The organism is Actinomycetota bacterium, assembly GCA_030776625.1.
Taxonomy (GTDB): domain Bacteria; phylum Actinomycetota; class CADDZG01; order CADDZG01; family WHSQ01; genus MB1-2.
This window is the reverse complement of sequence record JALYHL010000005.1, coordinates 37792-62744: the sequence shown is the minus strand read 5'-3', so window position 1 is coordinate 62744 and position 24953 is coordinate 37792. Positions and strand designations below refer to the sequence as shown.

Genomic DNA, 24953 nt, shown 5'->3' with positions numbered 1-24953 from the left:
CTAGCCCTGCTGCTCGAAGATCTCGATCTTGTCGCCCGCCCGAAGCTTCACCACGGCGCGCTTCGAATCAGGTCGCTTCCCCTGCGTGTAACGGAACCGCTTCGTCTTGCCCTTGCGATTCACGGTGTTGACGTTGATCACCTTGACGCCCCAGATCGTCTCCACCGCTTGACGGATCTCGACCTTGTTCGCGTCGGGGTGGACGTAGAAGGTGTAGGCGTTCTGGTCCAGCAGCGAGTACGACTTCTCACTCACCACCGGAGCCAGGATCACATCGCGCGGGTCGCCCTTGGTGCTCACGCCGCTCCCTCCTTCGTCTTGTTCGTGAAGCGTTCGAAGGAAGACCCCGTGAAGATGACCGACTCCGCCACCAGCACGTCGTAGGTGCCAACCGAGCCGACGAGCGAGAAAGCCGCATTGTTGAGGTTCCGGAAGGCTCTATCGACGGTTACGGCCCCCTCGTCTTCGGGATCGAGCACGAGGAGGACACGGCCGCCGATGCCGGCCGCCTTCAGCGCCGCGGCGGCAGCCTTCGTCTTGGCGTCGGTGAAGCCGTCCAGGATCCATATCTGACCCGCGTTCGCCTTGTCGGCAAGCGCGCTGCGCAGCGCAGCGGCACGCATCTTCTTGTTGACCTTCACCGAGTAGCTGCGCGGCTTCGGGCCGAAGACCACACCACCGCCGGACCAGATCGGGCTCCGGGTGGACCCGTGACGGGCGCGGCCGGTTCCCTTCTGACGCCACGGCTTCTTTCCTCCGCCTCGCACTTCCGACCGTGTCTTGGTGGATGCCGTGCCCGAGCGCGCCTCGGCGAGCTGCGCGGTCACCACCTGGTGCATCAGGGGGACGTTCACGGCACCGCCGAAGATCTCCTCGGGCAGATCCCGGGTCCCGGTAGAGGCGCCGGTCGCGTCGATGACGGTGGCTTGGAGCTTGGCCACTAGCCCCTCCTCTCGTTGCGCTGACGCAGGCGGACCGCGGAGCGGACCATCACCAGCGACCCGCGCGGCCCGGGGACCGCGCCGCGGATGAGAAGCAGGTTCCGATCTGCGTCGGCCTTGATCACCTTCAGGTTCAGCGTCGTGACCCTGCGGTGTCCCATCTGCCCCGCCATGCGCGTCCCCTTGAACACGCGCGACGGGGTGGAGGCCTGGCCGATCGACCCCGGCGAACGGTGCTTCGCCTGCGTTCCGTGGGTCGCCGACTGTCCGTGGAAGTTGTGGCGTTTCATCCCGCCGGCGAACCCCTTGCCTTTGGTCACGCCGATCACATCGACGTTCTCGCCCGCCTCGAACACGTCCGCCTTGATCTCCGTACCGAGCTCGTAGCCCGCCATGTCATCGAGCCTCAGCTCGACGAGATGCCGCGCGGCGTCGATGTTCGCCTTGCCGAGATGGCCCGCCATCGGCTTGTTCGTCTTCCTGGGCGTCCCGAAGGCAAGCTGGATCGCGGAGTAACCGTCGGTGTCGGGACGCTTGATCTGCGCGACGCGACAGGGCCCGGCCTCGACGACCGTCACCGGAACAGCGCGACCGGCGTCGTCGAAGACCTGAGTCATCCCGATCTTGCGACCGAGGATCCCTTTCGTCTCCGTTGCCATCTACGTAAGCCTTCTTCCTAGAGCTTGAGCTCGATGTCGACGCCGGCCGGCAGATCGAGACGCTGGAGCGAGTCGACCGTCTTGGGCGTCGGATTCACGATGTCGAGCAACCTCTTGTGTGTGCGCATCTCGAAGTGCTCGCGCGAGTCCTTGTCCTTGTGCGGCGAACGGATGACCGTGTAGACCGAACGTTCGGTCGGAAGAGGGATCGGGCCGTTCACGCTGGCGCCGGTACGGGTCACCGTCTCGACGATCTTCTTCGCCGACTGGTCGATGACCTCGTGGTCATACGCCTTCAGCCTGATCCTGATCTTCATCCCGTTCGCCATGTTTGGTGTCTTTCTCTAGATGCTGTGAGTTACTCGATGATCTTCGTGACGCGACCCGCGCCGACGGTGCGGCCACCCTCGCGGATGGCGAACCGGAGACCTTCGTCCATCGCGATCGGCTGGATGAGCTGGACTTCCATCTCGGTGTTGTCTCCGGGCATCACCATCTCCGTGCCATCCGGGAGCTTGATCGAGCCGGTCACGTCGGTGGTCCGGAAGTAGAACTGCGGGCGGTAGTTGTTGAAGAACGGCGTGTGGCGGCCGCCCTCGTCCTTGCTCAGGATGTAGACCTGCGAGTTGAACTTCGTGTGCGGCGTCACCGAGCCGGGCTTCGCAAGGACCTGACCACGCTGCACCTCGTCCTTCTTCGTTCCACGCAGAAGGATCCCGGCGTTGTCTCCGGCCTGCGCCTCATCGAGCATCTTGCGGAACATCTCGATGCCCGTCACGACGGTCTTCGAGGTCTTCTCCTCGATGCCGACGATCTCGATCTCCTCGCCTACCTTCAGCTGGCCCTGCTCGACACGGCCGGTGACGACGGTTCCACGACCGGTGATCGTGAACACGTCCTCGATCGGCATGAGGAACGGCTTGTCGGTGTCACGCTCCGGCTCGGGGATGTACTCGTCAACTGTCTTCATCAGCTCGAGAACCTGAGCTGCGGCCTCGGCGTCGCCGTCGAGCGCCTTCAGCGCCGATACCCGGGTGACCGGGGTGTCGTCGCCGGGGTACTCGTACTCGGTCAGGAGCTCGCGCACCTCGAGCTCGACGAGGTCCAGGAGCTCCTCGTCGTCGACCATGTCGGCCTTGTTCAACGCAACCACGATGTACGGGACGTTGACCTGACGGGCGAGCAGCACGTGCTCACGCGTCTGCGGCATCGGCCCGTCCGCCGCCGAGACCACGAGGATGGCGCCGTCGATCTGGGCGGCACCCGTGATCATGTTCTTGATGTAGTCGGCATGGCCGGGCATGTCGACGTGGGCGTAGTGACGGTTGTCGGTCTCGTACTCGACGTGAGCGATGGCGATGGTGATACCTCGCTCCTTCTCCTCCGGAGCCTTGTCGATCTGGTCGAAGGCCATGGCCTGCACGTTCGGGTTGTTCTCCGACAGCACCTTGGTGATGGCGGCGGTGAGGGTCGTCTTGCCGTGGTCGATGTGACCCATCGTGCCGATGTTTACGTGAGGCTTCGTGCGCTCGAACTTCTGCTTAGACATGGCCTTCTCTCCTCCTACTTACCTGCCGGTTCGCCACGGACCTGAGCTACGACTTCTTCAGCGATGGACTGCGGTACTTCCTGGTACGAGTTGAACTGCATCGACGAGCTGGCGCGACCCTGCGTGCGGCTGCGAAGCTCAGTCACGTAGCCGAACATCTCGGACAGCGGAACCTGCGCCTTCACGATCCGATCCGATCCGCGCTGGTCCATCGCCTCGACGCGGCCGCGGCGGCTCGATATGTCGCCGATGACGTCGCCCATGAACTCCTCGGGCGTGACGACCTCGATGTCGAAGACGGGCTCCAACAGCGCCGGCTTCGCCTTCTTCGCGGCCTCTTTGAAAACCATGGAGCCGCAGATCTTGAAGGCCATCTCGGACGAGTCCACGTCGTGGTACGAGCCGTCGATCAAGGTGACCCGCACGTCGACGACGGGATACCCGGCCATGACGCCCGAAGACATCGCCTCCTGAACGCCCTGGTCGACCGCCGGGATGTACTCCGAGGGGATGCGCCCACCGGTGATCTTGTTGACGAACTCATAACCGCCGCCGGGGCCCGTCGGCTCGATGGCGATGACGCAGTCGGCGTACTGGCCTTTGCCGCCGGTCTGCTTCTGATACTTGACCTGGACCTTCTCGACGGGGTTCTTGATCGTCTCGCGGTAGGCGACCTGCGGCTTGCCGACGTTGGCGCCCACCTTGAACTCACGGATGAGCCGGTCGACCAACACGTCGAGGTGGAGCTCCCCCATCCCCGAGATGATCGTCTGGCCCGTCTCCTCGTCGGTGTGGACGCGGAAGGTGGGGTCCTCCTCCGCGAGCCTCTGCAACGCGTTGCCGAGCTTGTCGGAGTCGGGCTTCGACTTCGGCTCGATCGCGACGTCGATCACCGGGGTCGGGAAGACCATCTCTTCGAGCAGCACCGGATCCTTCGGGTCGCACAAGGTGTCGCCCGTAAGGGTGTTCTTCAGCCCGACGACGGCCACGATGTCGCCCGCGAAGACCGCGTCCTTGTCCTCCCTGTGGTTCGCGTGCATCTGGAGGATGCGGCCGATGCGTTCTTTGCGATCGCGCAACGCATTGAGGATGCTCTCGCCGCTCTTCAGGGTTCCGGAGTAGACGCGTAGGTAGGTGAGGCGCCCGACAAAGGGGTCGCTCATGATCTTGAAGGCGAGGGCGGAGAACGGCGCCATGTCGTCCGGCTTCCGCTCGACCATCTCGCCGGTGCCCGGTCGCGTGGCCTGCATGGGGGGCACGTCGAGCGGGCTCGGCAGGTACCAGGTGACCGCGTCGAGCAGCGGCTGCACGCCCTTGTTCTTGAAAGCCGTTCCACACAGCACCGGGGTGATCTCGCCCGCCACCGTCGCGCGCCGCAGGGCCTTGCGTAGCTGCTCGACGCTCGGATCCTCCTCCGCGACGTAGAGCTCCATGAGCTCCTCGTCGTGGTCGGCGAGCGCCTCGATCAGGTCGTGGCGGTACTTGTCCGCATCGGCCTGCATGTCCTGGGCGATGGGACGGTCTTCCCACTGCTCGCCGTGGCCCTCGTCGGGCCAGTAGTGCGCCACCATCGTGACGAGATCGACGACGCCGTGGAAGTTGTCCTCGGAGCCGATCGGAAGCTGGATCACGACGGGCGTCCCGTTGAGGCGGTCCTCGATCATGCCGACGGTCCGGTAGAAGTCGGCGCCCGTGCGGTCCATCTTGTTCACGAAGCAGATGCGCGGCACGTTGTACCGGTCGGCCTGGCGCCAAACCGTCTCGGACTGCGGCTCGACGCCGGCCACCGCGTCGAAGACTGCTACGGCGCCGTCCAGAACGCGGAGTGAGCGCTCGACCTCGACGGTGAAGTCGACGTGGCCCGGCGTGTCGATGATGTTGATCCAATAGCCCTTCCAGTGGGCGGTCGTCGCGGCGGACGTGATCGTGATCCCGCGCTCCTGCTCCTGGACCATCCAGTCCATGACCGCAGCACCTTCGTGGACCTCACCGATCTTGTAGGTCTTGCCCGTGTAATAGAGGATGCGCTCCGTCGTCGTTGTCTTGCCCGCGTCGATGTGGGCCATGATCCCGATGTTGCGGGTATGGCTCAACGGGTACTCGCGGATGTGGGTCGCGCCGCCCTTTACCTCGCGGAGCTGTGGCCCCTTGTCTTGTTGTTTCTGTGCTGCTTCAGCCATCTGTTATCTGTCCCCTACCAGCGGTAATGAGCGAACGCCTTGTTCGCTTCGGCCATCTTGTGCATGTCTTCACGGCGCTTGACCGCGGAGCCGGCGCCGCCCGAAGCGTCGAGGATCTCGCCGGCGAGGCGGTCGGCCATGCTGCGCTCCCTGCGCTTGCGCGAGAACGTCACCAACCAGCGGATCGCGAGCGTGGTACCTCGGCGACCTTGAACCTCCACCGGCACCTGGTAGGTAGCACCGCCGACGCGACGCGACTTGACCTCTAGCAGCGGCTTGATGTTGTCCACCGCCTTCTTGAGGAGCGGAAGTGGGTCCTTGCCGGTCTTGTCGCCGACCTTCTTCAGCGCGTCGTAGACGATGCCCTCCGCCAGGCTCCGCTTGCCCCTGGTCATGAGACGGTTCTGGATCTGCGTCACCAGCAGCGACTGGTAGATCGGGTCGGGAAGGAGCTCCCGGCGAGGAGCCGGGCCTTTTCTAGGCATCGGTTATCAACCCCCTGCCTTCTTCGCGCCGTACTTCGAGCGCGACTGGACGCGGTCGCGGACGCCGGCGGTGTCCAGAGCTGCCCGGATGATCTTGTAGCGGACGCCCGGGAGGTCCTTCACTCGGCCCCCGCGGACGAGCACGATCGAGTGCTCCTGCAGGTTGTGACCGATCCCAGGGATGTATGCGGTGATCTCGATGCCGGAGGTGAGGCGTACGCGGGCAACTTTCCGAAGGGCCGAGTTCGGCTTCTTAGGCGTCGTGGTGTAGACGCGCGTGCAGACGCCCCGTCGCTGTGGCGAACCCTTGAGGGCGGGCGACTTCGACTTCTCGCGCTTGGACTCACGTCCCTGGCGGACCAACTGCTGGATGGTCGGCACCTAGACAGCTCCTTCGTTCTCGAGCCAGGCTCGCGCCCGGCATTCCGCTTCGCCTGCCTGTGGGCAGGCGCACCTCACCTCTATGCACGCCGAGATCGGCGCATTTTCACGGTCTAGCCCGGAGATAGGAGCCGGCGTAGGCCGGTTTGTCCTCCAGACGACTCGTCGCTCAGCGATGTACCCCGACTCCGACGGTTCCCGGGGCAACCGGGCCTGCCGAAGCTCACCGAGCTCGGGCTGTTGCTAGGGTTCCGCACCGTCCGGCGGCGCGGATGGCGCCCCCTCAGGGGCGCGACGGGCAAGGATACGACACGGGTACTAGGCGGTCAAACCCCCTGACCCGTGCGTGCTAAGGCTGCTCGCAGGCGGTGACGGTCTCGGCGTTCTGACAGGAATCGATCCCGTCGCCACCATCGGCACTATCTACCCCGGCGCCTCCGTCCAGCTGATCGTCGGACGTACCGCCGAGGAGGACATCGTCACCTCCACGACCGTCGATGACATCGTCACCGCCCTCGCCATCAAGGAGGTTCGCCCCGTCGTCTCCCCTGATCGTGTCGGCTCGCGTCGTGCCGCCGACGTTCTCGATCCCCACCAAGGCGTCGGTTCCCTGCCCGGTCGACGTTCCCTCTGCCAGATCGACCGTGACTCCGAACTCGTATGCCCCCGCGTAGTCGACGATGTCCACCCCGTCGCCGCCGTCGAGCACATCGCTCCCAACCTTGTCCGATTCTTCGTCCCCGACCAACACGTCGTCGCCCCCACGAGCCCTGATCGTGTCCGCACCCGCGTAGCCAAGCAGACGTTCTGACAGGGCGGACCCGAGCAGTCTGTCGTCGCCCTCTGTGCCCGCAACGGTCTCGAACCCCGACACGCGGTCGTCGCCGTCGGGGGTGGCCGCGGTACCAGCCTCTAGATCGACCGTGACGGAGCCGGCGTCGTAGTCATAGTTCTCCCATCTCTTCTGGTACCAGAGCGAATCGGCACCGTCTCCCCCCTCGAAGGAGTCGTCGCCCGGATTCGCCAGGATCATGTCGTGCCCTGAGCCGCCGTCCACGACGTCGTTGCCGTCATCGGACTCGATCGTGTCGCTGTCGAGACCGCCGTCGATCCGGTCCCCGCCTGGACCGCCCTTGATCCAATCCTCTGAACGCTCGGTGAAGATGACGTCCTTACCGCGCCCGCCGTGAATGTCATCGCGGCGTCCGCCGGTTCGGATGCGGTCATTACCCGCCGCCCCGCGCACGAAGTCCTTGCCGTCGCCGGAGCAGATGCGATCGTCCCCGCCCCGCCCGTTGATCCGGTCCACGAGGTTCCCGCCGTTGGTGGTCACGATGACGTCGTCACCCGGGGTTCCCCTGACGTAGCCGGCGCCCACGATCGTCGCTTCGCGCCCGAAGCACGTCGGCGTTTGCGCTGCCGCCGGCGTCAGGGTCAGGGAGGTTGCCGCCACCACAACCGAGACGAGGCTGAGTAGCCCCCGCCCTCCGCTCATCGTTTCCCTCCTGATGTTCTTAGCCGTTTCGTTCATGACGCCCCAGCCTCGCGCTTCGCTGCTCCGAAATGCGACGGCCGTGAAAGAAAGAGGCCCCCGGTCTCCCGGGGGCCTCTTCTAGCGCTTGTCGTTGTTACTCCCGGGGCCCTGGCGACAGCCAGGGACCTGGCAGCACGAATGGTCGGCGGTTAGCCGACCCGGACTACTCCCGGGGCCCTGGCGACAGCCAGGGACCTGGCAGCACGAATGGTCGGCGGTTAGCCGACCCGGACTACTCCGAGAAACTCGGCGTGAGCCGAGGATCTCGCAGCACGAACGGTCGGCTTCGCCGACCGTGACTACTCGGCGGCCGAGGTCGCCTCCTCTGCCACGTTCACCTCTTCGTCGCCGTCGCCCGAAGGCACCGCCGACAGGCCGATGAAGGAAGCCATGTCGTCGTCGGACTGCTCCCGGGGCGGAAGACCGAACATCGCCCTCGCCTCGTCGTCCGACATCGCACCCTCGCCGGTCGTCACGACCCGGATCGAGCGGTAGCGGCTCATCCCGGTGCCGGCTGGGATCAGCTTGCCGATGATGACGTTCTCCTTCAGGCCCAACAGCGGGTCGGACTTCGCGTTGATCGCCGCTTCCGTCAGCACCCTGGTGGTCTCCTGGAAGGACGCCGCCGACAGCCAGGACTCGGTGGCAAGCGAGGCCTTGGTGATGCCCATCAGGATGGGACGAGCCGTTGCGGCTTCGCCGCCGCCCGAGACCACTGCCTCGTTCGCATCCGAGAAGGTCTTCGCGTCGACCAGCTGGCCCGGGAGGAACTCCGTGTCGCCGGGCTCGATCACGTTCACCTTGCGCAGCATCTGGCGAACGATCAGCTCGATGTGCTTGTCGTGGATCGGGACACCCTGGTTGCGGTAGACCCGCTGGACCTCGTTCACCAAGTACAGCTGCACATCGCGGGTACCCATGACCTCAAGCACCTCATCGGGGTCCCTCGAGCCCTCGGTCAGCGAGTCCCCGACGTTCACCGTCTGGCCGTCCTTCACCAGCACGTCGTCGTAACGGCCGATCTTGTAGGTGATCGGCTCGCTCCCGTCGTCGGGGATCAACTCGATCGAGCGAGTGCGCTCGTCCTCGTGCATCTGGATCCGACCCGACGCCCGGGCGATCTCGGTCTTGACCTTCGGCGTGCGAGCCTCGAACAGCTCGACGACCCTCGGCAGACCACTCGTGATGTCCGAGCCGCCCCTGAAACGCACGCCGCCGGTGTGGAAGGTACGCATCGTCAGCTGCGTTCCGGGCTCGCCGATCGACTGCGCGGCCACGATGCCGACGGCCTCGCCCATCTCGACCAGCCGACCGGTCGCCAGCGAAACCCCGTAGCACTTCTGGCACACGCCGTACTTGGCCTCACACGTCAAGACGGAGCGGACGACGACTTTCTGGACGCCGCCCTCGGCGATCTCGCTCGCCAGAGCCGCGGCCACCTCGGTGCCGGCCGCGGCGACCGTGGAGCCATCCGGTGCCGTCGCGTCCTCCAGCAGTACGCGGTGGATCAGCTTCTGCTTGAGGTGAGCGCGCTCCGCCTGCACGTCGAGCGTGATCCCGCGGTCGGTGCCACAGTCGTCCTGGCGGACGATGACCTCCTGGCTGACGTCCACGAGCCGCCGGGTCAGATACCCCGAGTCTGCGGTGCGGAGGGCGGTGTCGGCCAGACCCTTACGGGCGCCGTGGGTGGAGATGAAGTACTCGAGAACCGTCAATCCCTCGCGGAAGTTGGAGCGGATGGGCCGCGGGATGATCTCGCCGCGCGGGTTCGCGACGAGGCCTCGCATACCCGCGATCTGACGGATCTGCATGATGTTTCCTCGAGCTCCCGAGTGGGCCATCATCCAGATGGGATTCAAGACGTCGGCCTCGAAGGACTTCTCCATCTCGTCCTTCACCTGCTCGGACGCCTCGGTCCAGACCTCGATCAGCTCTTGGCGACGCTCGTCGTCGGTGATGATCCCCTTGCGGTACTGGCTCTCGATCTTGTCTGCCATCTTCTCGTGCGTGGCGATGATCTCCGGCTTCTTGGCGGGCGTCGTGACGTCCTCCAGACCGACGGTCACACCGGCCTTGGAGGCGTAGCGGAAACCGGTGTTCTTCAGAGCATCGAGGGTCTCCGACAGCTCCTTCTTGTCGTAGGTGCGCGCGATCCGGTCGATCAGCGCCGACAGCTCCTTCTTGCGGAACACCGTGTTCTGGAAGGGGAAGTTCTCCGGGAAGGCCTCGTTGAAGATGACGCGCCCCACGGTGGTCTCCTTGATGCGCTTGGGGTTCGCGTCGAACTCCTCGGCCGGCTCGTCCTCGAAGCGCTTGAGGCCTCTCACCTTCACCGGGGCGTGGATGCCGATCACCTTCGCGTCGTAGGCCTTGTAGACCTCCTCGGCGGACGAGAAGACCTTGCCCTCACCCTGCTCGCCCTCACGGTCGACCGTCAGGTAGTAGACGCCGAGGATGATGTCCTGGGTCGGCGCGACGATCGGGTCGCCGTTCGCGGGCGACAGCACGTTGTGCGCCGAGAGCATCAGTAGCCGCGCCTCCGCCTGCGCCTCGGATGAAAGCGGCACGTGAACGGCCATCTGGTCCCCGTCGAAGTCGGCGTTGAAGGCCACACACACCAACGGGTGGATCTGGATCGCCTTACCCTCGACCAACACCGGCTCGAACGCCTGGATGCCGAGACGGTGAAGCGTCGGAGCGCGGTTGAGCAGCACGGGGTGCTCGTGGATGATCTCCTCGAGCACGTCCCACACGTGGGCGCGGCTGCGCTCGACCATCCGCTTGGCGCTCTTGATGTTCTGCGCGTGACCGAGGTCCACCAGTCGCTTCATGACGAACGGCTTGAAGAGCTCGAGCGCCATCTGCTTCGGCAGGCCGCACTGGTGGAGCTTCAGGGTGGGCCCCGACACGATCACGGAACGACCGGAGTAGTCCACGCGCTTGCCGAGCAGGTTCTGACGGAAGCGGCCCTGCTTGCCCTTGAGCATGTCCGAGAGCGACTTCAGCGGACGGTTCCCCGGTCCGGTGACCGGGCGGCCGCGACGGCCGTTGTCGAACAGAGCGTCGACCGCCTCCTGAAGCATGCGCTTCTCGTTGTTCACGATGATCTCGGGGGCGCCGAGGTCCAGGAGCCTCTTCAACCTGTTATTGCGGTTGATGACGCGGCGGTAGAGGTCGTTCAGGTCGGAGGTAGCGAAGCGGCCACCGTCCAGCTGCACCATCGGGCGGAGGTCGGGCGGGATCACGGGGACGCAGTCCAGCACCATGCCGAGCGGCGAGTTCTTCTTGTTCACGTCGGTGAACGGCGCGACCACCTTCAGACGCTTGATCGCACGCTGGCGCTTCTGGCCCTTACCGGTCTTGATGAGGTCGCGCAGCTCCTCGGCCTCGGTGTCGAGGTCGAGGGACGCGAGCAGGTCCTTGATCGACTCCGCGCCCATGCCGCCCTTGAAGTAGTCGCCGTAACGATCCTTCAGCTCGCGCCACAGGACCTCGTCTTCGACGATCTCCTTGGGCTGCAGGTCGCGGAACTTGTCGAGCGTGGCCTGGACGAGACCGATGTTCCGGTCCGCGCGGTCCCGGACCTCTTTCTGCTGACGCTCGGACTGGTTCTTCGCCGCGGTCTTCTCGGAAGAACGCGCCTTGCGCGCCTCCATCTCTTCGAGACGGCCCTCGGTCTCCTTCAGGATCTCCTCGAGGCGGCGGTCGCGGTCGCCCTCGATCTTGGCGATCTCCTTGCCGACCTCTTCTTCGAGACGCGGCAGGTCCTTGTGCCGCTTGTCGTCGTTGACGTCCGTGACGATCGACGCCGCGAAGTAGATGACCTTCTCGAGCTCCTTCGGAGCGATGTCGAGGAGGTAACCGAGGCGGGACGGAACGCCCTTGAAGTACCAGATGTGCGTTACGGGGGCCGCGAGCTCGATGTGACCCATGCGCTCGCGACGGACCTTCGCCCGCGTGACCTCGACGCCACACCGCTCGCAGATGATGCCCTTGAAGCGAACGCGCTTGTACTTACCGCAGTAGCACTCCCAGTCCTTCGTGGGGCCAAAGATCTTCTCGCAGAAGAGGCCATCCTTCTCCGGCTTCAGGGTCCGGTAGTTGATGGTCTCCGGCTTCTTTACCTCGCCGTTCGACCACGCTCGGATCTGGTCTCCGGTAGCGAGACCGATCCGCAGCTCGTCGAAGTAGTTGACGTCTAACAAAGTGGTTAAACCTCCTCGACCGATGACGGCTCACGACGGGACAGATCGATTCCCAGCTCCTCCGCGGTGCGGAAGATGTCTTCGTCGATCTCTTTCATCTCGATCTCCTCGCCCTCCGCCGACAGCACCTCGACGTTCAGACAGAGGGATTGCATCTCTTTGATCAACACCTTGAAGGACTCGGGGATGCCCGGTTCGGGGATGTTCTCGCCCTTGACGATCGCCTCGTAGACCTTCACGCGGCCGAGCACGTCGTCGGACTTGATCGTCAGCAGCTCCTGCAGGCAGTAGGCGGCGCCGTATGCCTCGAGCGCCCACACCTCCATCTCGCCGAAGCGCTGCCCGCCGAACTGCGCCTTTCCGCCCAGAGGCTGCTGCGTGATCATCGAGTAAGGGCCGGTTGAGCGAGCGTGGATCTTGTCGTCGACCAGGTGGCTGAGCTTCAGGATGTACTTGAAGCCGACCGTGATGAGCCCGTCGTACGGCTCGCCCGAGCGACCGTCGTACAGCTGCGCCTTGCCGATCTCATTCACGAGCGCGTACTCGCTCGGCTTGGAAGCCGTCGTGCGCATCGCCGCCAGCAGCTCGTCTTCCTGGGCACCGTCGAACACCGGCGTCTCGACGTGCGTCGCCTCCGTCTTGCGCCATGCGCCCGCGGGCGCCGGCTCGGCGAGCTCTTCCTCCCACCGCTGCTTGGCTACCCAGCCCAGGTGTGTCTCCAGCACCTGGCCCAGGTTCATCCGCGACGGGACTCCCAGCGGGTTCAAGATGATGTCGACCGGTGTCCCGTCGGCGAGGAACGGCATGTCCTGCTCCGGAAGGATCTTCGAGATGACGCCCTTGTTGCCGTGGCGTCCGGCGAGCTTGTCGCCCTCGGAGATCTTGCGCTTCTGGGCAACGAAGACGCGCACCAGCTCGTTGACGCCCGGCGGGAGCTCGTCGCCGTTGTCGCGGCTGAACTCACGGACGCCGATGACCTTGCCGGTCTCGCCGTGGGGCATCTTCAGCGAGGTGTCGCGCACCTCCCGGGCCTTCTCGCCGAAGATCGCGCGCAGCAGGCGCTCCTCCGGAGTGAGCTCGGTCTCTCCCTTGGGAGTGACCTTTCCGACCAGGACGTCGCCGGGGCCGACGTCTGCGCCGATGCGGATGATGCCGCGCTCGTCGAGGTCGGCCAGCACGTCCTCGGAGACGTTCGGGATATCCCGCGTGATCTCCTCGGCGCCCAGCTTCGTGTCGCGAGCATCGACCTCGTGCTCCTCGATGTGGATCGAGGTGAGGATGTCGTCCTTCACGAGGCGCTCGGACAGGATGATGGCGTCCTCGAAGTTGTAGCCCTCCCATGACATGAAGGCGACCAGCAGGTTCGCGCCGAGCGCAAGCTCGCCCTTGTCCGTCGAGGGGCCGTCGGCCAGGATGTCGCCCTTCTTGACCTTCTGGCCCTCGGTCACAACCGGGCGCTGGTTGATGCAGGTGGACTGATTGCTGCGGCGGAACTTGTCGAGCTTGTAGACCTTGCGCTCGCCCGCACCGCTGCCGGTGGGCGCCAGCACGATCCGCTCCGCGGTGACCTCCTCGACCGTGCCGTTGAAGTCGGCGACGATCACGTCACCGGCGTCGACCGCGGCGCGGCGCTCGAGCCCGGTTCCCACGATCGGCGCCTGTGGACGCAGCAACGGAACCGCTTGGCGCTGCATGTTCGCCCCCATCAGCGCGCGGTTGGCGTCGTCGTGCTCGAGGAACGGGATGCAAGCGGTGGAGACCGACACGATCTGCTTCGGCGAGACGTCCATGAAGTCGACCTCGGACGGGTCGACGTACTCGACCTCGTTGTGACGCCCACGGACCAGGACCTTGTCCTCGCCGAAGGTGCCGTCGTCGTTCAACACGGCGTTCGCCTGGGCGATCACAGCCCGCCCCTCTTCATCCGCGGTCAGGTACTCGATCTTGTTCGAGACCTTTCCGTCCTTCACGATCCGGTAGGGGGTCTCGATGAAGCCGTAGCGGTTGAGGCGCGCGTAGGTCGACAGCGAGCCGATCAGACCGATGTTCGGTCCCTCGGGCGTCTCGATCGGGCACATGCGCCCGTAGTGGCTGGAGTGCACGTCTCGCACCTCGAAGCCGGCGCGCTCGCGCGACAGACCACCGGGACCGAGGGCCGACAGACGGCGCTTGTGCGTCAGGCCCGCCAGCGGGTTGGTCTGGTCCATGAACTGGCTAAGCTGGCTTGAGCCGAAGAACTCCTTGATCGACGCCACGACCGGGCGGATGTTGATCAGCGTCTGAGGAGTGATCGCCTCGACGTCCTGGGTCGTCATCCGCTCCCGCACGACGCGCTCCATCCGGGACAGCCCGACCCTGATCTGGTTCTGGATCAGCTCTCCAACGGGACGGATCCGGCGGTTGCCGAAGTGGTCGATGTCGTCGGTCTCGTAGTCGGGGTTCCCCGCGTGGAGCTCGACCAGGTACTTGATCGTCGCCAGGATGTCGTCCTTGCGCAGGACGGAGCCATACTCCTGGATCGTCTTCTCGTCCGACTTGAAGCCAAGCTTCTTGTTGACCTTGTAGCGGCCGACCCGAGCGAGGTCGTAGCGCTTGGGGTTGAAGAAGAGGTTGTCCAGCAGAGCCCGGGCGCTTTCCACCGTCGGCGGTTCACCCGGACGGAGCTTCCGGTAGATGTCCATGAGGGCGTCTTCCTCGGTCTGGATCGCGTCCTTCTCGAGGGTGAGCGCGATGGACTCCGCACCGTCGAACAGCTTGAGGATGTCGTCATCGCCACCGTAGCCAAGCGCCTTCAGCAGAACGGTGACGTTCTGGCGGCGTTTGCGGTCGACGCGGACCCCGACCATGTCCTTCTTGTCGGTCTCGAACTCGAGCCACGCGCCGCGGGCGGGGATGACCTTGCACGCGAAGATGTCCTTGTCCGAGGCCTTATCGATCGAACGATCGAAGTAGACGCCCGGTGACCGCACGAGCTGCGACACCACAACGCGCTCGGTGCCGTTGATGATGAAGGTTCCCTTGGCCGTCATCATCGGGAAGTCCCCCATGAAGACGGTCTGCTCCTTGATCTCGCCCGTCTCTTTGTTGATGAAGGCGGCGGTGACGAACAGAGGCTTGGAGAAGGTCATGTCCTTCTCTTTGCAGTCGTCCTCGTCGAACTTGGGATCTTCGAACCGGTGGCTGAGGAATTGCAGGGCCAGGTTCCCGGTGAAGTCCTCGATCGGGGAGATGTCCTTCAGCGTCTCGCCCAGGCCCACCTCGAGGAACCAATCGAACGATTCCTTCTGGACTGAGATGAGGTTGGGGAGCGGGTGGACCTCCTGGAGCTTGGCAAAAGAACGGCGTTCGCGCAGCGCGTTAGACGACAAACGTGCCTCCTGTAGTTGCCTTCGTGGGGTCTGAGAATCGGGTCAAGAAGGGGCCCCGTTAAACCCTTCTCGACCTGCCTCGACCGGCTCGCATTGGGCGGTTCTTAGCCGCGCGACAAGGCGAATCGAACGATCGGGGGCTGGACACAGCAGAGAGGCAGTATAGGCGCACGCCAATGCCGCCGTCAACCACCCCTCAGAAACGAGGTGGACCGGCTGCGGGGCCGGCGGCTACCGGGACAATATGCCCGGCAGACCGCGAAATCAACCCCTCGCTATTGGTTGACGAGCTCCACTTGGTAGATGCCGATCCTGCTGAAGTCGTCTATCTCCGAAGCAACCGCACGAAGCCCCAGACCGACGATCACCGCGGCGACCACGAGCGCGGCTGCAATTATCGAAGCCCCTCTGTCACTCACGCCGCAGCTACTTGAGCTCTACTGTCGCGCCTGCGCCCTCCAGCTTGGCCCTCGCCTCTTCGGCCTGGTCCTTCGCTACGTTCTCCAGGACCGGCTTCGGAGCCGAGTCGACCAGATCCTTGGCCTCCTTCAGGCCGAGGCTCGTGAGGGCACGGACCTCCTTGATGACCTGGATCTTCTTGTCCCCTGCAGCCGTCAGGACGACGTCGAACTCGTCCTTCTCCTCCTCGACCGCCGCGGCGCCGTCACCGGCTCCGCCACCCGCGCCGGGAGCTGCGAACGCGACCGGAGCGGCTGCCGTGACACCGAACTTCTCCTCGAAGGCCTTCACGAACTCGGAGAGCTCGAGGACCGTCCAACCAGCTACTGCATCGAGAACATCTTCTTGGGAAAGCGCCATCCCTATTCCTCCTTCTGATCCTCGCCGCCCGCGGCGGCCTCGGTCTCGGTTGACTCTTCATCTGTGGCTTCGTTCGGGGCCGCGACGGAGGCGGCGGCCTCATCCGAGGTGTCGCTCTCGGTGTCGGCAGCGACCTCGGCGACCTCGGCCGCCCCCCTGTCGCCGGTCTCGTCGCTTGCCGCGGCATCCGATGCTGCGGCCGGTGCCTCCGGGGCGGCTGCAGCGGCACCGTCACCGCTCGGCAACTCTCCCGACTCCTTCTTCGAGAGCACCTGAGCGAGCATCGAGCCGAGGTCTCGCAGCGCCGCCGCGAACACGTTGACGGTCTGCTGCAGCGGGGTGTTCATCATCATGGCGATCTTCGCCAGCTGGACCTCGCGCGGCTCCAGGCTGGCGAGCGCCCTCGCCTGGTCGGCGTTCATGATCTTGCCCCGGAGGATGCCGCCCTTGATCACCAGCACCGGGTACTTCCTGGCGGCCTCGTCGAGCGCCTTGGCCGCGGCGACGGCGTCGCCCTTGCAGAAGGCGATGGCGGTCGGCCCCTCGAGCAGCGCGACGAGATCCTCCATCCCCACCTCGCGCGCTGCGATCCTGGCCAGCGTGTTCTTTAGGACCTTGTAATCCGCGTCGACCTCGCGCAAGGCGTTGCGAACCTCGCCGATGTTCGAGACCGACAGGCCTCGGTACTCCGTCAGCAACGCCGCGGTGGATTCCTGGAAACGGCCGGTGATGTCCTCGACCGCCTGCACCTTGTCAGGTTTGGGCATCAGCTTCCTTTCTCGGCATCAAAAAACCGGTCACCCCAGCGGAGGAGTGACCGCGCCAGAAAGCTGCGCCGATCTCTTCGCCTGCGCCGGTCCCGTGAGGGCTTAGTGGACTAGGTCCCGCCGGCGGTCTGGGGCTGTATTGCGGAGGCGAGATTACCAAAGCCGCCGGAGGACCCGGTCACTCGATCGTGTAGGTGCCGCCGGCTCTCCAGTACTCGCCCGCTTCTCGTTCCATGAAACCCTCGTCCACAAGGTGGCGCCGCAGCGATGCCACGTCGGAGTGGTACTGCGCCAGGATGTGGTTCACGTCCCTTTCCAGATAGCGCAGTCCCGGGTCGAACTCTTGCGCGAGGTGGTCGAGAACCACCAGGCGTTTCGCCCGAACCGCCGGGATCGTGATCAGGCGGCCGTCGCGGATGAACGTGCGTAGAACGCTGGACGCGGCCGGTGGATGGCCGAGCCCCTCCTCGGTCGAACGACGCTCTGCGGCGGAGCGTGCGGCGGCGAGGACCTCCTCGGTGGCGAAACGGTAGCCGCGGCGATCCTTCGTCACCAAGCCCGCGGCGATGAGCCTGCTCAACGCTTTCTCTATCGACCTCAGGTCGAGCGAGCTGGTCGTTTCGATCTCTGAGATCGTGCACGAATCCAGCAGCAAAGCAGCCACGACACGCAGCCGGTCCCTGTCGGCCAGAGCGGCCACTATCCGCTCGGCGTCGCCGTCCGTCATTCGTCAGCGCCCGGCGCCGCGCCGCAGCGCACCACGAGAAGGTGCAGTGAGATGCCCTGCAGGTCGAGGCGGCTTAGGCAGATGCGGCTTCGACCTCTTCGTCGGGCAGGTCCTTGGACTTCTGAGGATCGATCCTGATGCCCGGCCCCATCGTGGTGGAGATCGCGATGCCCTTCAGGTACCGCCCCTTGGACGCCGCCGGCTTGGCCCGTACGACCTCGTCGATGATCGCCGCGTAGTTCTCGATCAGGTCAGACTCGTCGAAAGACTTCTTCCCAACGATCAGGTGCAGGTTGCCGTGCTTGTCGGTGCGGTATTCGATACGACCGCCCTTGATGTCGCCAACGGCCCGCCCCACGTCGTCGGTAACGGTTCCGGACTTCGGGTTCGGCATGAGGCCGCGCGGGCCGAGCACTCGGCCGAGCTTCCCGACAACCGGCATCATGTCCGGGGACGCGACCACCGCGTCGAACTCCAACCAGCCCCCCGAGATCCGGTCGGCCAGGTCGTCGGCTCCCACCACGTCGGCACCGGCCGCCTCAGCCGCGCGGGCGTTCTCGCCCTTGGCGAAGACGGCGACGCGCATCGTCTTGCCGGTGCCCTTGGGAAGCGTGACCGCGCCTCGCACCATCTGGTCTGCCTTGCGCGGGTCGACGCCGAGCCGGATGCTGAGCTCGACCGTCTCATCGAACTTCGACGACGGGAGATCCTTGATGATCCTCATCGCCTCGCGCGGCGAGTAAAGGTGGTCGCGGTCGATCTTCGTCGCTGCCTCTTTGTAGCGCTTGCCGTGCGGCATGTTGCTCCTCCTTCGTGGTCAACGGAGAGCGCGCTAGCCCTCCTCCCACTTCCTAAGGGTGGTTACTGAACGGTGATCCCCATGCTGCGGGCGGTGCCCTCCACGATCTTGACGGCGGCGTCGATGTCATTCGCGTTCAGGTCCGGCATCTTCGTCTCCGCGATCTCGCGGACCTGGTCGCGGCTGATCGTGGCGACCTTCGTCTTGTGCGGCTCGGCCGAACCCTTGTCCACACCTGCCTTCTGCCTTAGCAGGACGGCCGCGGGCGGCGTTTTGGTGACAAACGTGAAAGAGCGGTCCTCATAGACCGTGATCTCGACCGGGATCACCGTGCCGGTGTTCTGTTGCGTCGCCGCGTTGTACTGCTTGCAGAACTCCATGATGTTGATCCCAGCCTGGCCCAACGCAGGACCGACCGGAGGGGCGGGTGTTGCCTGGCCTCCGGTGATCTGGAGCTTCAATACCTGCGCGACCTTCTTGCGGCGTGGGCCAGCCATCGTGTTCCTTTCTAGAGCTTCGCGACCTGGTCGAAGCCGAGCTCGACCGGGGTCTCACGACCGAAGATGTTGACCAGGACCTTGAGCTTGCTCTGGTCCACGTTGATCTCGGAGATGGAGCCGGTGAAGTTGGCGAACGGCCCGGAGGTCACGCGCACGCTCTCCTGCTCCTCGAACTCGAGGCGCGGCTTGAGCTTCTTCTGGTCCGCCTTCACCTGCAGGATGCGGTCAACCTCTTTGTCCGACAGCGGTGTCGGCTTGGCGCCGGACCCGACGAAGCCGGTCACGCCGGGGGTGTTGCGCACCACGTACCAGGAGTCGTCATCGAGGTACATGCGGCACAGCAGATAGCCGGGGAAGACCTTCTTCTGGACGATCTGCTTCTTGCCCTGCTTGATCTCCATCACGTCTTCCATGGGGATGACGACCTCGAAGACCGAGTCTTCGACGTTCATCGACTGGATGCGCGACTTCAGGTTGGCTTTCACCTTGTTCTCGTAGCCCGCGTAGGTGTGGATGACGTACCAGTCGCCGGGTCGCTCGTTCGGCGGGATGCGCTGGTCGTCTTCGTAGAACTCGGCAGGCTGGTCCTCGTCAAGCTCCGCCACCGCCTCGTCGTCAACGCCGCCCTCCGACGCGTCCGCCTCGACCTCCTCCTGCTTCGTCGCGGGAAGCGCGGCCTCGCTGTCGGTTCCCGCACCGACCACGCCGACCGTCAGCGGTCCGGCATCACGGGGAACGTCGGCGTCCGAGGGGATGTCTGAGCCGCCGGTCTCGGCGCGCGCGGTGGCGGGATCGATCGAAGGCGAGTCGTCGTCGGACGCGTCGGCGCTGGTCGCGTCCGCGTCGGGCTCGGGCTGCGGCGCAACGACATCGGAAGGATCTACGGCCCCGGGCGACGGCGCGTCCTCGTGCGGTTGACCCGTATCGGTGGTGTCATCGGAGATGTCCCCGACGAGCTCTCGTTCGTTCAGGTCCGTCTCGGTCTGCGTCGTCTCGGTCATAGCTCTACTCCGTAAAGAGCAAGGACGGCTTGGGTGAACACGTAGTCCATGCCGAAGATGATGGCGGCGACGACGATGGAGGACACCAAAACGACGATCGAATAAGCCACGACCTCGGAGCGGGTCGGCCACGCGACCTTCTTCAACTCGGCGACCACCTCTTTGAAGAACTGGCCCGGCTTCGTTCGCTCCTTCTTGGTTGGAGCTCCCGGAGCCTTGACGGCCGGACGAGGAGCGGCCTTCTTGCGGTCCTCTTCCTTCTTCATCATCCGCTTGTACTGCCTGTTCACGGCCAGACCCTTTCGTCGTTCATCCGCTGCCAGACGCGCTAAACAAGGTCTGGTGCGGGGGGATGAGCCAGAAGATTAGCACGGCGGCGGGACCGGAGCATCGGGTCACACTCCCCCAACGGTCGGTCTCGGACGCCGGTATATCGAGCGCGCTCGCTAGCGGCGCAGCGCTGCCAGGATCCCGGTGGCGGCGTCGGTCAGGTAGAGGTGGTCCCGGCCGACGAGGTCGACGTCGATCGCATAAGGGGACGCCATGACGCCGGCCATCTCGTTGCGCTGGCCCTTCTGGATGTGACGGCCGACGACCTTGCCGGAAGCGGTGTCGAACACGACCAGGCCCTTCGTCGAGTGGGCCACGTAGAGGCGGTCACCATCCAGAGCCATGCCCTGAACGAACGTCCCCTCCTCCGGAGGGAGCTTCAGGCTCAGCCGTCGCCGCTCGACGACTTTGCCGAGGTCGGTCGCGTCAAGCGCGATGACCTCGGGAGCAAGCGACTTGTTGAACCAGTACTCGGTGGCGGCGTACACGGTGCGGGAGCGCTTCGTCGCCGCAACCTCGATCTCGGCAAGTCCGACCTCCTCCCAACTCGATACCTCTACCGGGGCCGCGGGAGACGAGAAGTCGAAGATCTGGAGGCCGGTCTTGCCCGTCGTCACATAGAGGAGAGGCTTTCCGGTGACGTCGTCTTTCGGGTCGTAGACGATGTCGGCGGAGGCAGGACCCCCCACCTTCAGCGCCGGGAGCGCATCGACGTGGACCGGCACCAGCGCACCCGTCTGGCTGTTGAAGCGATAGACCACGAGACCGTCGATCGCGTCGAGCAGGACCACCCACTCGGCGTCGCCCTGCTTCACGTACTCGACCCGGTATGACCCGCCGGCCGGCTGGTAGAAGGCGAGCTTGGGGCTCTTCGGGTCAGAGACGTCCAGAACGTGGAGACCTTCCTCGTCGAAGGTCTTCGTCTGGCGAGCATAGAAGAGCCACTTGCCGTCGTTTGAGAAGGCGAGCTCGCCGTCGAGCGAGTCCTTGGCGGTGTCGTAGCGCCCAACCACCTTCGGGGAAGCGGGATCGCTCGTGTCCAAGATCGCGACCGTGCCCTCGTCCCGTTGGAGGACCGCACCTATGCGGCCGTGCACCTCGACCCGGCCGAGGCCCGCCTTCTTCGAGACCTCCAGGATCGAGCCGCTGACGTCAACGGGAGACGCGGTGGCGGAATAGGCCGATGTGGCCACCAGAGTTGCCAGGGCCGCGCCCGCGACGCGGCGGAACCGTCCGCTCATGCTGCAAGGGTTCGACCGAACACCGCCGAGTCCTCCGACCGTCCTAGAGATGGCAGGTCGGTGCCTAGCCAACTCCAACAGACTTGTCTCAGGCACCAAGGCTCGTCGTCACATGACGAACGGAGAGGCGGCCGCGCTGTGCGACCGCCTCTCTGCTGCGACTCCTGATGATCCCGCAGGGACTTAGGAGCCTCCCACCTTCAGGAAGGTGTCCTGCGTCTGCGGGTTCGAGTAGGGCTGCTTGCGGGTCTTGTATTCCTGGACCCGCGGATCATTGGGATCGTCACCCTGTTGGAACGTTGGGTTGCCGCTGTCGTCCACCAAACGGCCCCCGATGGTCAGCAACTTGTACACGTCAAAGCCTCGGCCACCCGGGTTATGCGCACGCCCGAGCCCGCCGTTCACGAAGATGCGGTCGTTGTACCAATACGACGACCACACGTCGTCCCGGCCGCGCCCGTCGACGCCCTGTGCGTCGAAGAACGCGATCTCCCGCGCGACAACCGGCGGGGCGTCCGCCGGCTCAGGGCCGTGCTGGAGGAAGATCTCGGGGTTGTCCTGCACGTCGGTGAAGTCGTAGACGGACGTCCCCCCCTCATAGGCACCCGAGACTCCGAAATACCCGTCGTTCGTGGGGATCACGTTGCCGTTGTGCAGCGTGCAGGCCTCCTGCGCAGGCTGGGGACGCGGGATCATGTAGCGCCCGTAGGTGGGAGCCTCCGGAGTGCCCGGTACGACGTTCTTGTAGAACCACACATTGCCGCGGGTGTCCTGCGGCCCGTCGCAGCCGTGCGCGCCGCCGCCTCCCCACTCGTCGGTGAACAGCAGGATCTCGCCGTCCCACGTGAACGAGGCGGTATGGAACAACCCCTTGAACGTGCCGGGGACACCCGAGGTGATGAACGGGTTGCGGATGTGGGTGTGCGGCCCCAGCGTCGTGGGGTTCTCCGGCTGAGTGATGTCCCAGATCTGGCCCTCCTCGAGACAGGCCGCGCCCGCCACCCTGCGCGGGCTCTCGACCTGTGCCGCCTGCACCCCCACAGGAGCCTGCTTCTGGTCCTCGTAGTAGGCGGTGATGTCGTGACACCCGATCGCGCCGGTCCCGCCGGAGCCGACCGTCCCGAGGAACGGCAGCGTGTCGGCGTGGAGGAACTGCTCCTTTAGTACGTGCGCGCCCTCCGGGTCCTTGTCCGGGATCTCCACGATCGAGATGCGTGCGTGCGGGATCGTGCAGCGGGGGCCGCCGAAATCTGCCGCGCCTGCAGGCGTGGGGCTGAATCCCGTCGGATACGACGAGACGTAGATGATGGCGCGGTGGTCGTCCTGGTCGTCGATGGTCGTATGCGTATGTGAACCACACGCGGTGGGTACCGATGCGATGTGGACCGGGGTCTCGGGTCGAGTGACGTCGAAGATGCGCAAACCCTCGAAGCCGGGCTGGGCCAGCCGCCGGACAGCCGAGGGACACTCCGGTTCGGGGATCTCGGGCGTGCCCTCGCACGCCGGTACGCCGGACCCGACCGGTGTGTCCTGGCTGGTGGGGCACTCGGCGGTCGTCTGCGGCCGGTCCACCGACAGGATCAACAGCAACCGGTCCTCGGCCCGGTAGAACGAGACGTCGTTCTGCGGCCCTCGGCACCGCATCTCGCTCACGAGGACCGGGTTGTCCGGGTCCTGGATGTCGAAGATCCGGAAGCCGTTGTAGTTGGCGGCGGCGGCCAGCTCCTGGTGGGGGCCGCGAACGGCACCCTCCTTCCAGAAAGCTAGATCCGAGTTCGTGCGGAACGGGTTCGGACGGTTCGCGGTGTGGAACATGTTCGGACTAGCTAGATCTGCGTTGCCGTGTGACGAGCCGTAGGCGCCACCACTGAAGTCCTCGAAGTCGTGGATCCCGTCACCCTCCTCCGGGTGCGCACCGGCCGACGTTGGCACGATCAGCGCTGCGATCAAACACATCACGCCGACCCACGATCCTCTACGTTTGCGCATAGAGCCTCCCTTCTCTTCGTACGGGACTAGTCGCTGCTACCGGTGGAGAGGTGCGTCATCTCGCGAGCGGCGGGACGGCCCGGAGACGAGTCGGCGCGACGAACTCACGGCTGGACAAAGAAGTGTCCGAAATGGCCCGCGACGACCGGAAGCTGTCTCACCCGGGGCCATTTAAAGCCCGCCGGGATTAACTAGTCAATGGAGAAAAACCATAGTTTCTGCCCGTTTCTGCGCCAGCGGAAACCTTCACACCTCGTGAAGATCTAGGCGCGAAGTGGGTCGCCTGCTACCGGAACCACGCAGCAGCAGGGCGGGAGGGATTCGAACCCCCGGCCCATGGGCACGGCTGGAGACCAGCGCTCATGGTTTGCCGTAGCAGGGCGGGAGGGATCCCATGGTTTGCCGTAGCAGGGCGGGAGGGATTCCATGGTTTGCCGTAGCAGGGCGGGAGGGATTCGAACCCCCGGCCACTGGTTTTGGAGACCAGCGCTCTGACCAGACTGAGCTACCGCCCTAATGCGGCGAGTCTAGTCGTGTTTAGGCGGTGGCCATCCGGCCGCGGCGCGTCTTCCAGAGCGCTGCGCCGGCGGCTCCGACGACCGCGACGGCGACTCCGGTCGCGTACCTGTTGCGGTTGCGGGTGACGTGCGTCCGGACCTCTTGAGCCCGCGACGTGCGGTAAGGGATCGACGCCAATTGATGGAAGAGCTCCGGCGGAGGCTCCACCGCGTGCGTCCTCAGATCACTCAACGAACGAGACAGCGAGGTGTAGCGCGCCAGCTCCTCGGAGCAATCGGGACAGCGCGACAGGTGCCTGCGGACGGGAAGCCCTGTCTCGCCGTCGCGGCCGTACGCCGGAAGGATCTCTCTGACCTCTTCACACCTCATCGCTCGTCTCCTTCGAACACCAGGTCCCTCAGCCTCTTGCGGGCTCGGTGCACCCGCACCTTCGCTGCCGTCTCCGAGATCCCGAGCTGCTTCGCGATCTCCTGGATCGTCATCCCGTACACGTCCCTCAACACCACTGCGGTTCTGTGCTGCTCCGGCAGCGTGGCTAGAGCTGCCTCCAAGCGTTGCACCTCGACGCGAGCACCGGCCGTCTCCTCGACCGAACCCGACGCCGGAAGCTGCATCAGAGCCTCGTCTTCCATCACCGCCTCGCGCCCTTGCCTCCGTCCCCGGCCGCGGTGCTTGCTCAACGCGGAATTGCTGGCAACGCGGTACAGCCACGTCTCGAACATCGCGTCGCCGCGGAAGCTCTTCAGTCCCCGCCACGCCTTGAGGTACGCGTCCTGCGTTGCCTCGGCGGCATCGTGCGGGTCCCCCAAGATGCGGAGACACAACGTGTAAACGTCCCGGTAGGTGGCATCGACGAGTTCGGCCCAAGCCCGCTCGTCGCCGTTCTTGCACCGCTCGACGACCTCGGCGGAGACCTTCTCGAACGACGCTTTCTCCCGGTGAGCGCTTGGACGCCTCAT

The 24953-nt window shown here is 65.2% G+C and carries 23 protein-coding genes and 1 tRNA gene; all 24 read right to left on the bottom strand.

Features of this window, described 5'->3' with window-relative positions:
* The 24 genes from rplW to M3N53_09245 all read right to left on the bottom strand — a co-directional run bounded on the left by rplW (position 1) and on the right by M3N53_09245 (position 24953).
* Positions 1-300 (bottom strand): 50S ribosomal protein L23, encoded by a 300-nt coding sequence (gene rplW / locus M3N53_09360; GenBank protein MDP9068529.1) that lies wholly within the window; start codon positions 298-300, stop codon positions 1-3.
* Positions 297-941 (bottom strand): 50S ribosomal protein L4, encoded by a 645-nt coding sequence (gene rplD / locus M3N53_09355; GenBank protein ID MDP9068528.1) that lies wholly within the window; start codon positions 939-941, stop codon positions 297-299. The genes rplW and rplD overlap by 4 nt, the downstream gene beginning before the upstream one ends.
* Complete coding sequence (gene rplC, locus M3N53_09350) at positions 941-1600, bottom strand: 50S ribosomal protein L3 (GenBank protein MDP9068527.1); 660 nt, start codon at positions 1598-1600, stop codon at positions 941-943. The genes rplD and rplC overlap by 1 nt, the downstream gene beginning before the upstream one ends.
* A 17-nt stretch (positions 1601-1617) precedes the next feature.
* Positions 1618-1929 (bottom strand): 30S ribosomal protein S10, encoded by a 312-nt coding sequence (rpsJ, locus tag M3N53_09345; protein MDP9068526.1) that lies wholly within the window; start codon positions 1927-1929, stop codon positions 1618-1620.
* Positions 1930-1958: 29 nt separating this feature from the next.
* On the bottom strand, positions 1959-3149 hold the full coding sequence (tuf, locus tag M3N53_09340; protein ID MDP9068525.1) for an elongation factor Tu: 1191 nt from the start codon (positions 3147-3149) through the stop codon (positions 1959-1961).
* Positions 3150-3163: 14 nt separating this feature from the next.
* Positions 3164-5215, bottom strand: coding sequence for an elongation factor G (gene fusA / locus M3N53_09335; protein MDP9068524.1), 2052 nt, complete (start codon positions 5213-5215; stop codon positions 3164-3166).
* Positions 5216-5343: 128 nt separating this feature from the next.
* Entirely contained in the window at positions 5344-5814 is a 471-nt protein-coding gene (gene rpsG, locus M3N53_09330; protein MDP9068523.1) for a 30S ribosomal protein S7, read from the bottom strand.
* Positions 5815-5820: 6 nt separating this feature from the next.
* A complete protein-coding gene (gene rpsL, locus M3N53_09325) occupies positions 5821-6195 on the bottom strand; it encodes a 30S ribosomal protein S12 (GenBank protein MDP9068522.1) in 375 nt (124 codons plus the stop codon).
* 349 nt (positions 6196-6544) lie between these two features.
* Positions 6545-7690 carry a hypothetical protein gene (locus tag M3N53_09320; protein ID MDP9068521.1) on the bottom strand — a complete coding sequence of 382 codons (1146 nt, stop codon included), beginning with the start codon at positions 7688-7690 and terminating at the stop codon, positions 6545-6547.
* Positions 7691-8028: 338 nt separating this feature from the next.
* Positions 8029-11934: a DNA-directed RNA polymerase subunit beta' gene (locus M3N53_09315; GenBank protein MDP9068520.1), complete on the bottom strand. Its 3906-nt coding sequence runs from the start codon at positions 11932-11934 to the stop codon at positions 8029-8031.
* Between the two features lie 5 nt (positions 11935-11939).
* Positions 11940-15302: a DNA-directed RNA polymerase subunit beta gene (gene rpoB / locus M3N53_09310; protein MDP9068519.1), complete on the bottom strand. Its 3363-nt coding sequence runs from the start codon at positions 15300-15302 to the stop codon at positions 11940-11942.
* 275 nt (positions 15303-15577) lie between these two features.
* Complete coding sequence (locus M3N53_09305) at positions 15578-15721, bottom strand: hypothetical protein (protein MDP9068518.1); 144 nt, start codon at positions 15719-15721, stop codon at positions 15578-15580.
* 7 nt (positions 15722-15728) lie between these two features.
* Positions 15729-16121, bottom strand: coding sequence for a 50S ribosomal protein L7/L12 (gene rplL / locus M3N53_09300; GenBank protein ID MDP9068517.1), 393 nt, complete (start codon positions 16119-16121; stop codon positions 15729-15731).
* Positions 16122-16123: 2 nt separating this feature from the next.
* On the bottom strand, positions 16124-16888 hold the full coding sequence (rplJ, locus tag M3N53_09295) for a 50S ribosomal protein L10 (GenBank protein MDP9068516.1): 765 nt from the start codon (positions 16886-16888) through the stop codon (positions 16124-16126).
* Between the two features lie 178 nt (positions 16889-17066).
* Complete coding sequence (locus M3N53_09290) at positions 17067-17615, bottom strand: DUF2087 domain-containing protein (protein MDP9068515.1); 549 nt, start codon at positions 17613-17615, stop codon at positions 17067-17069.
* Between the two features lie 73 nt (positions 17616-17688).
* Positions 17689-18414 (bottom strand): 50S ribosomal protein L1, encoded by a 726-nt coding sequence (rplA, locus tag M3N53_09285; GenBank protein ID MDP9068514.1) that lies wholly within the window; start codon positions 18412-18414, stop codon positions 17689-17691.
* Between the two features lie 62 nt (positions 18415-18476).
* Positions 18477-18911, bottom strand: a complete 435-nt coding sequence (rplK, locus tag M3N53_09280; protein ID MDP9068513.1) for a 50S ribosomal protein L11 — start codon at positions 18909-18911, stop codon at positions 18477-18479.
* 11 nt (positions 18912-18922) lie between these two features.
* Positions 18923-19915: a transcription termination/antitermination protein NusG gene (nusG, locus tag M3N53_09275; GenBank protein MDP9068512.1), complete on the bottom strand. Its 993-nt coding sequence runs from the start codon at positions 19913-19915 to the stop codon at positions 18923-18925.
* Positions 19912-20205: a preprotein translocase subunit SecE gene (gene secE / locus M3N53_09270; GenBank protein MDP9068511.1), complete on the bottom strand. Its 294-nt coding sequence runs from the start codon at positions 20203-20205 to the stop codon at positions 19912-19914. The genes nusG and secE overlap by 4 nt, the downstream gene beginning before the upstream one ends.
* 156 nt (positions 20206-20361) lie before the next feature.
* On the bottom strand, positions 20362-21486 hold the full coding sequence (locus tag M3N53_09265) for a hypothetical protein (GenBank protein MDP9068510.1): 1125 nt from the start codon (positions 21484-21486) through the stop codon (positions 20362-20364).
* Between the two features lie 183 nt (positions 21487-21669).
* Positions 21670-23475, bottom strand: a complete 1806-nt coding sequence (locus M3N53_09260; GenBank protein MDP9068509.1) for a hypothetical protein — start codon at positions 23473-23475, stop codon at positions 21670-21672.
* A gap of 440 nt (positions 23476-23915) precedes the next feature.
* Positions 23916-23990 (bottom strand) — tRNA-Trp (locus M3N53_09255).
* Positions 23991-24012: 22 nt separating this feature from the next.
* Positions 24013-24363, bottom strand: coding sequence for a hypothetical protein (locus M3N53_09250; GenBank protein ID MDP9068508.1), 351 nt, complete (start codon positions 24361-24363; stop codon positions 24013-24015).
* Positions 24360-24953, bottom strand: a complete 594-nt coding sequence (locus M3N53_09245) for an RNA polymerase sigma factor (protein ID MDP9068507.1) — start codon at positions 24951-24953, stop codon at positions 24360-24362. The genes M3N53_09250 and M3N53_09245 overlap by 4 nt, the downstream gene beginning before the upstream one ends.

Excerpts from the sequence above, each read along its gene's own strand:
- rplC (MDP9068527.1), bottom strand. The coding sequence starts at position 1,600 with ATGGCAACGGAGACGAAAGGGATCCTCGGTCGCAAGATCGGGATGACT.
- rpsG (MDP9068523.1), bottom strand. The coding sequence starts at position 5,814 with ATGCCTAGAAAAGGCCCGGCTCCTCGCCGGGAGCTCCTTCCCGACCCG.
- rplL (MDP9068517.1), bottom strand. The coding sequence starts at position 16,121 with ATGGCGCTTTCCCAAGAAGATGTTCTCGATGCAGTAGCTGGTTGGACG.
- rplJ (MDP9068516.1), bottom strand. The coding sequence starts at position 16,888 with ATGCCCAAACCTGACAAGGTGCAGGCGGTCGAGGACATCACCGGCCGT.
- M3N53_09290 (MDP9068515.1), bottom strand. The coding sequence starts at position 17,615 with ATGACGGACGGCGACGCCGAGCGGATAGTGGCCGCTCTGGCCGACAGG.
- tuf (MDP9068525.1), bottom strand. The coding sequence starts at position 3,149 with ATGTCTAAGCAGAAGTTCGAGCGCACGAAGCCTCACGTAAACATCGGC.
- M3N53_09265 (MDP9068510.1), bottom strand. The coding sequence starts at position 21,486 with ATGAGCGGACGGTTCCGCCGCGTCGCGGGCGCGGCCCTGGCAACTCTG.
- rplA (MDP9068514.1), bottom strand. The coding sequence starts at position 18,414 with ATGCCGCACGGCAAGCGCTACAAAGAGGCAGCGACGAAGATCGACCGC.
- fusA (MDP9068524.1), bottom strand. The coding sequence starts at position 5,215 with ATGGCCCACATCGACGCGGGCAAGACAACGACGACGGAGCGCATCCTC.
- nusG (MDP9068512.1), bottom strand. The coding sequence starts at position 19,915 with ATGACCGAGACGACGCAGACCGAGACGGACCTGAACGAACGAGAGCTC.
- M3N53_09250 (MDP9068508.1), bottom strand. The coding sequence starts at position 24,363 with ATGAGGTGTGAAGAGGTCAGAGAGATCCTTCCGGCGTACGGCCGCGAC.
- rplK (MDP9068513.1), bottom strand. The coding sequence starts at position 18,911 with ATGGCTGGCCCACGCCGCAAGAAGGTCGCGCAGGTATTGAAGCTCCAG.
- M3N53_09245 (MDP9068507.1), bottom strand. The coding sequence starts at position 24,953 with ATGAGGCGTCCAAGCGCTCACCGGGAGAAAGCGTCGTTCGAGAAGGTC.
- rpsJ (MDP9068526.1), bottom strand. The coding sequence starts at position 1,929 with ATGGCGAACGGGATGAAGATCAGGATCAGGCTGAAGGCGTATGACCAC.
- M3N53_09260 (MDP9068509.1), bottom strand. The coding sequence starts at position 23,475 with ATGCGCAAACGTAGAGGATCGTGGGTCGGCGTGATGTGTTTGATCGCA.
- M3N53_09320 (MDP9068521.1), bottom strand. The coding sequence starts at position 7,690 with ATGAGCGGAGGGCGGGGGCTACTCAGCCTCGTCTCGGTTGTGGTGGCG.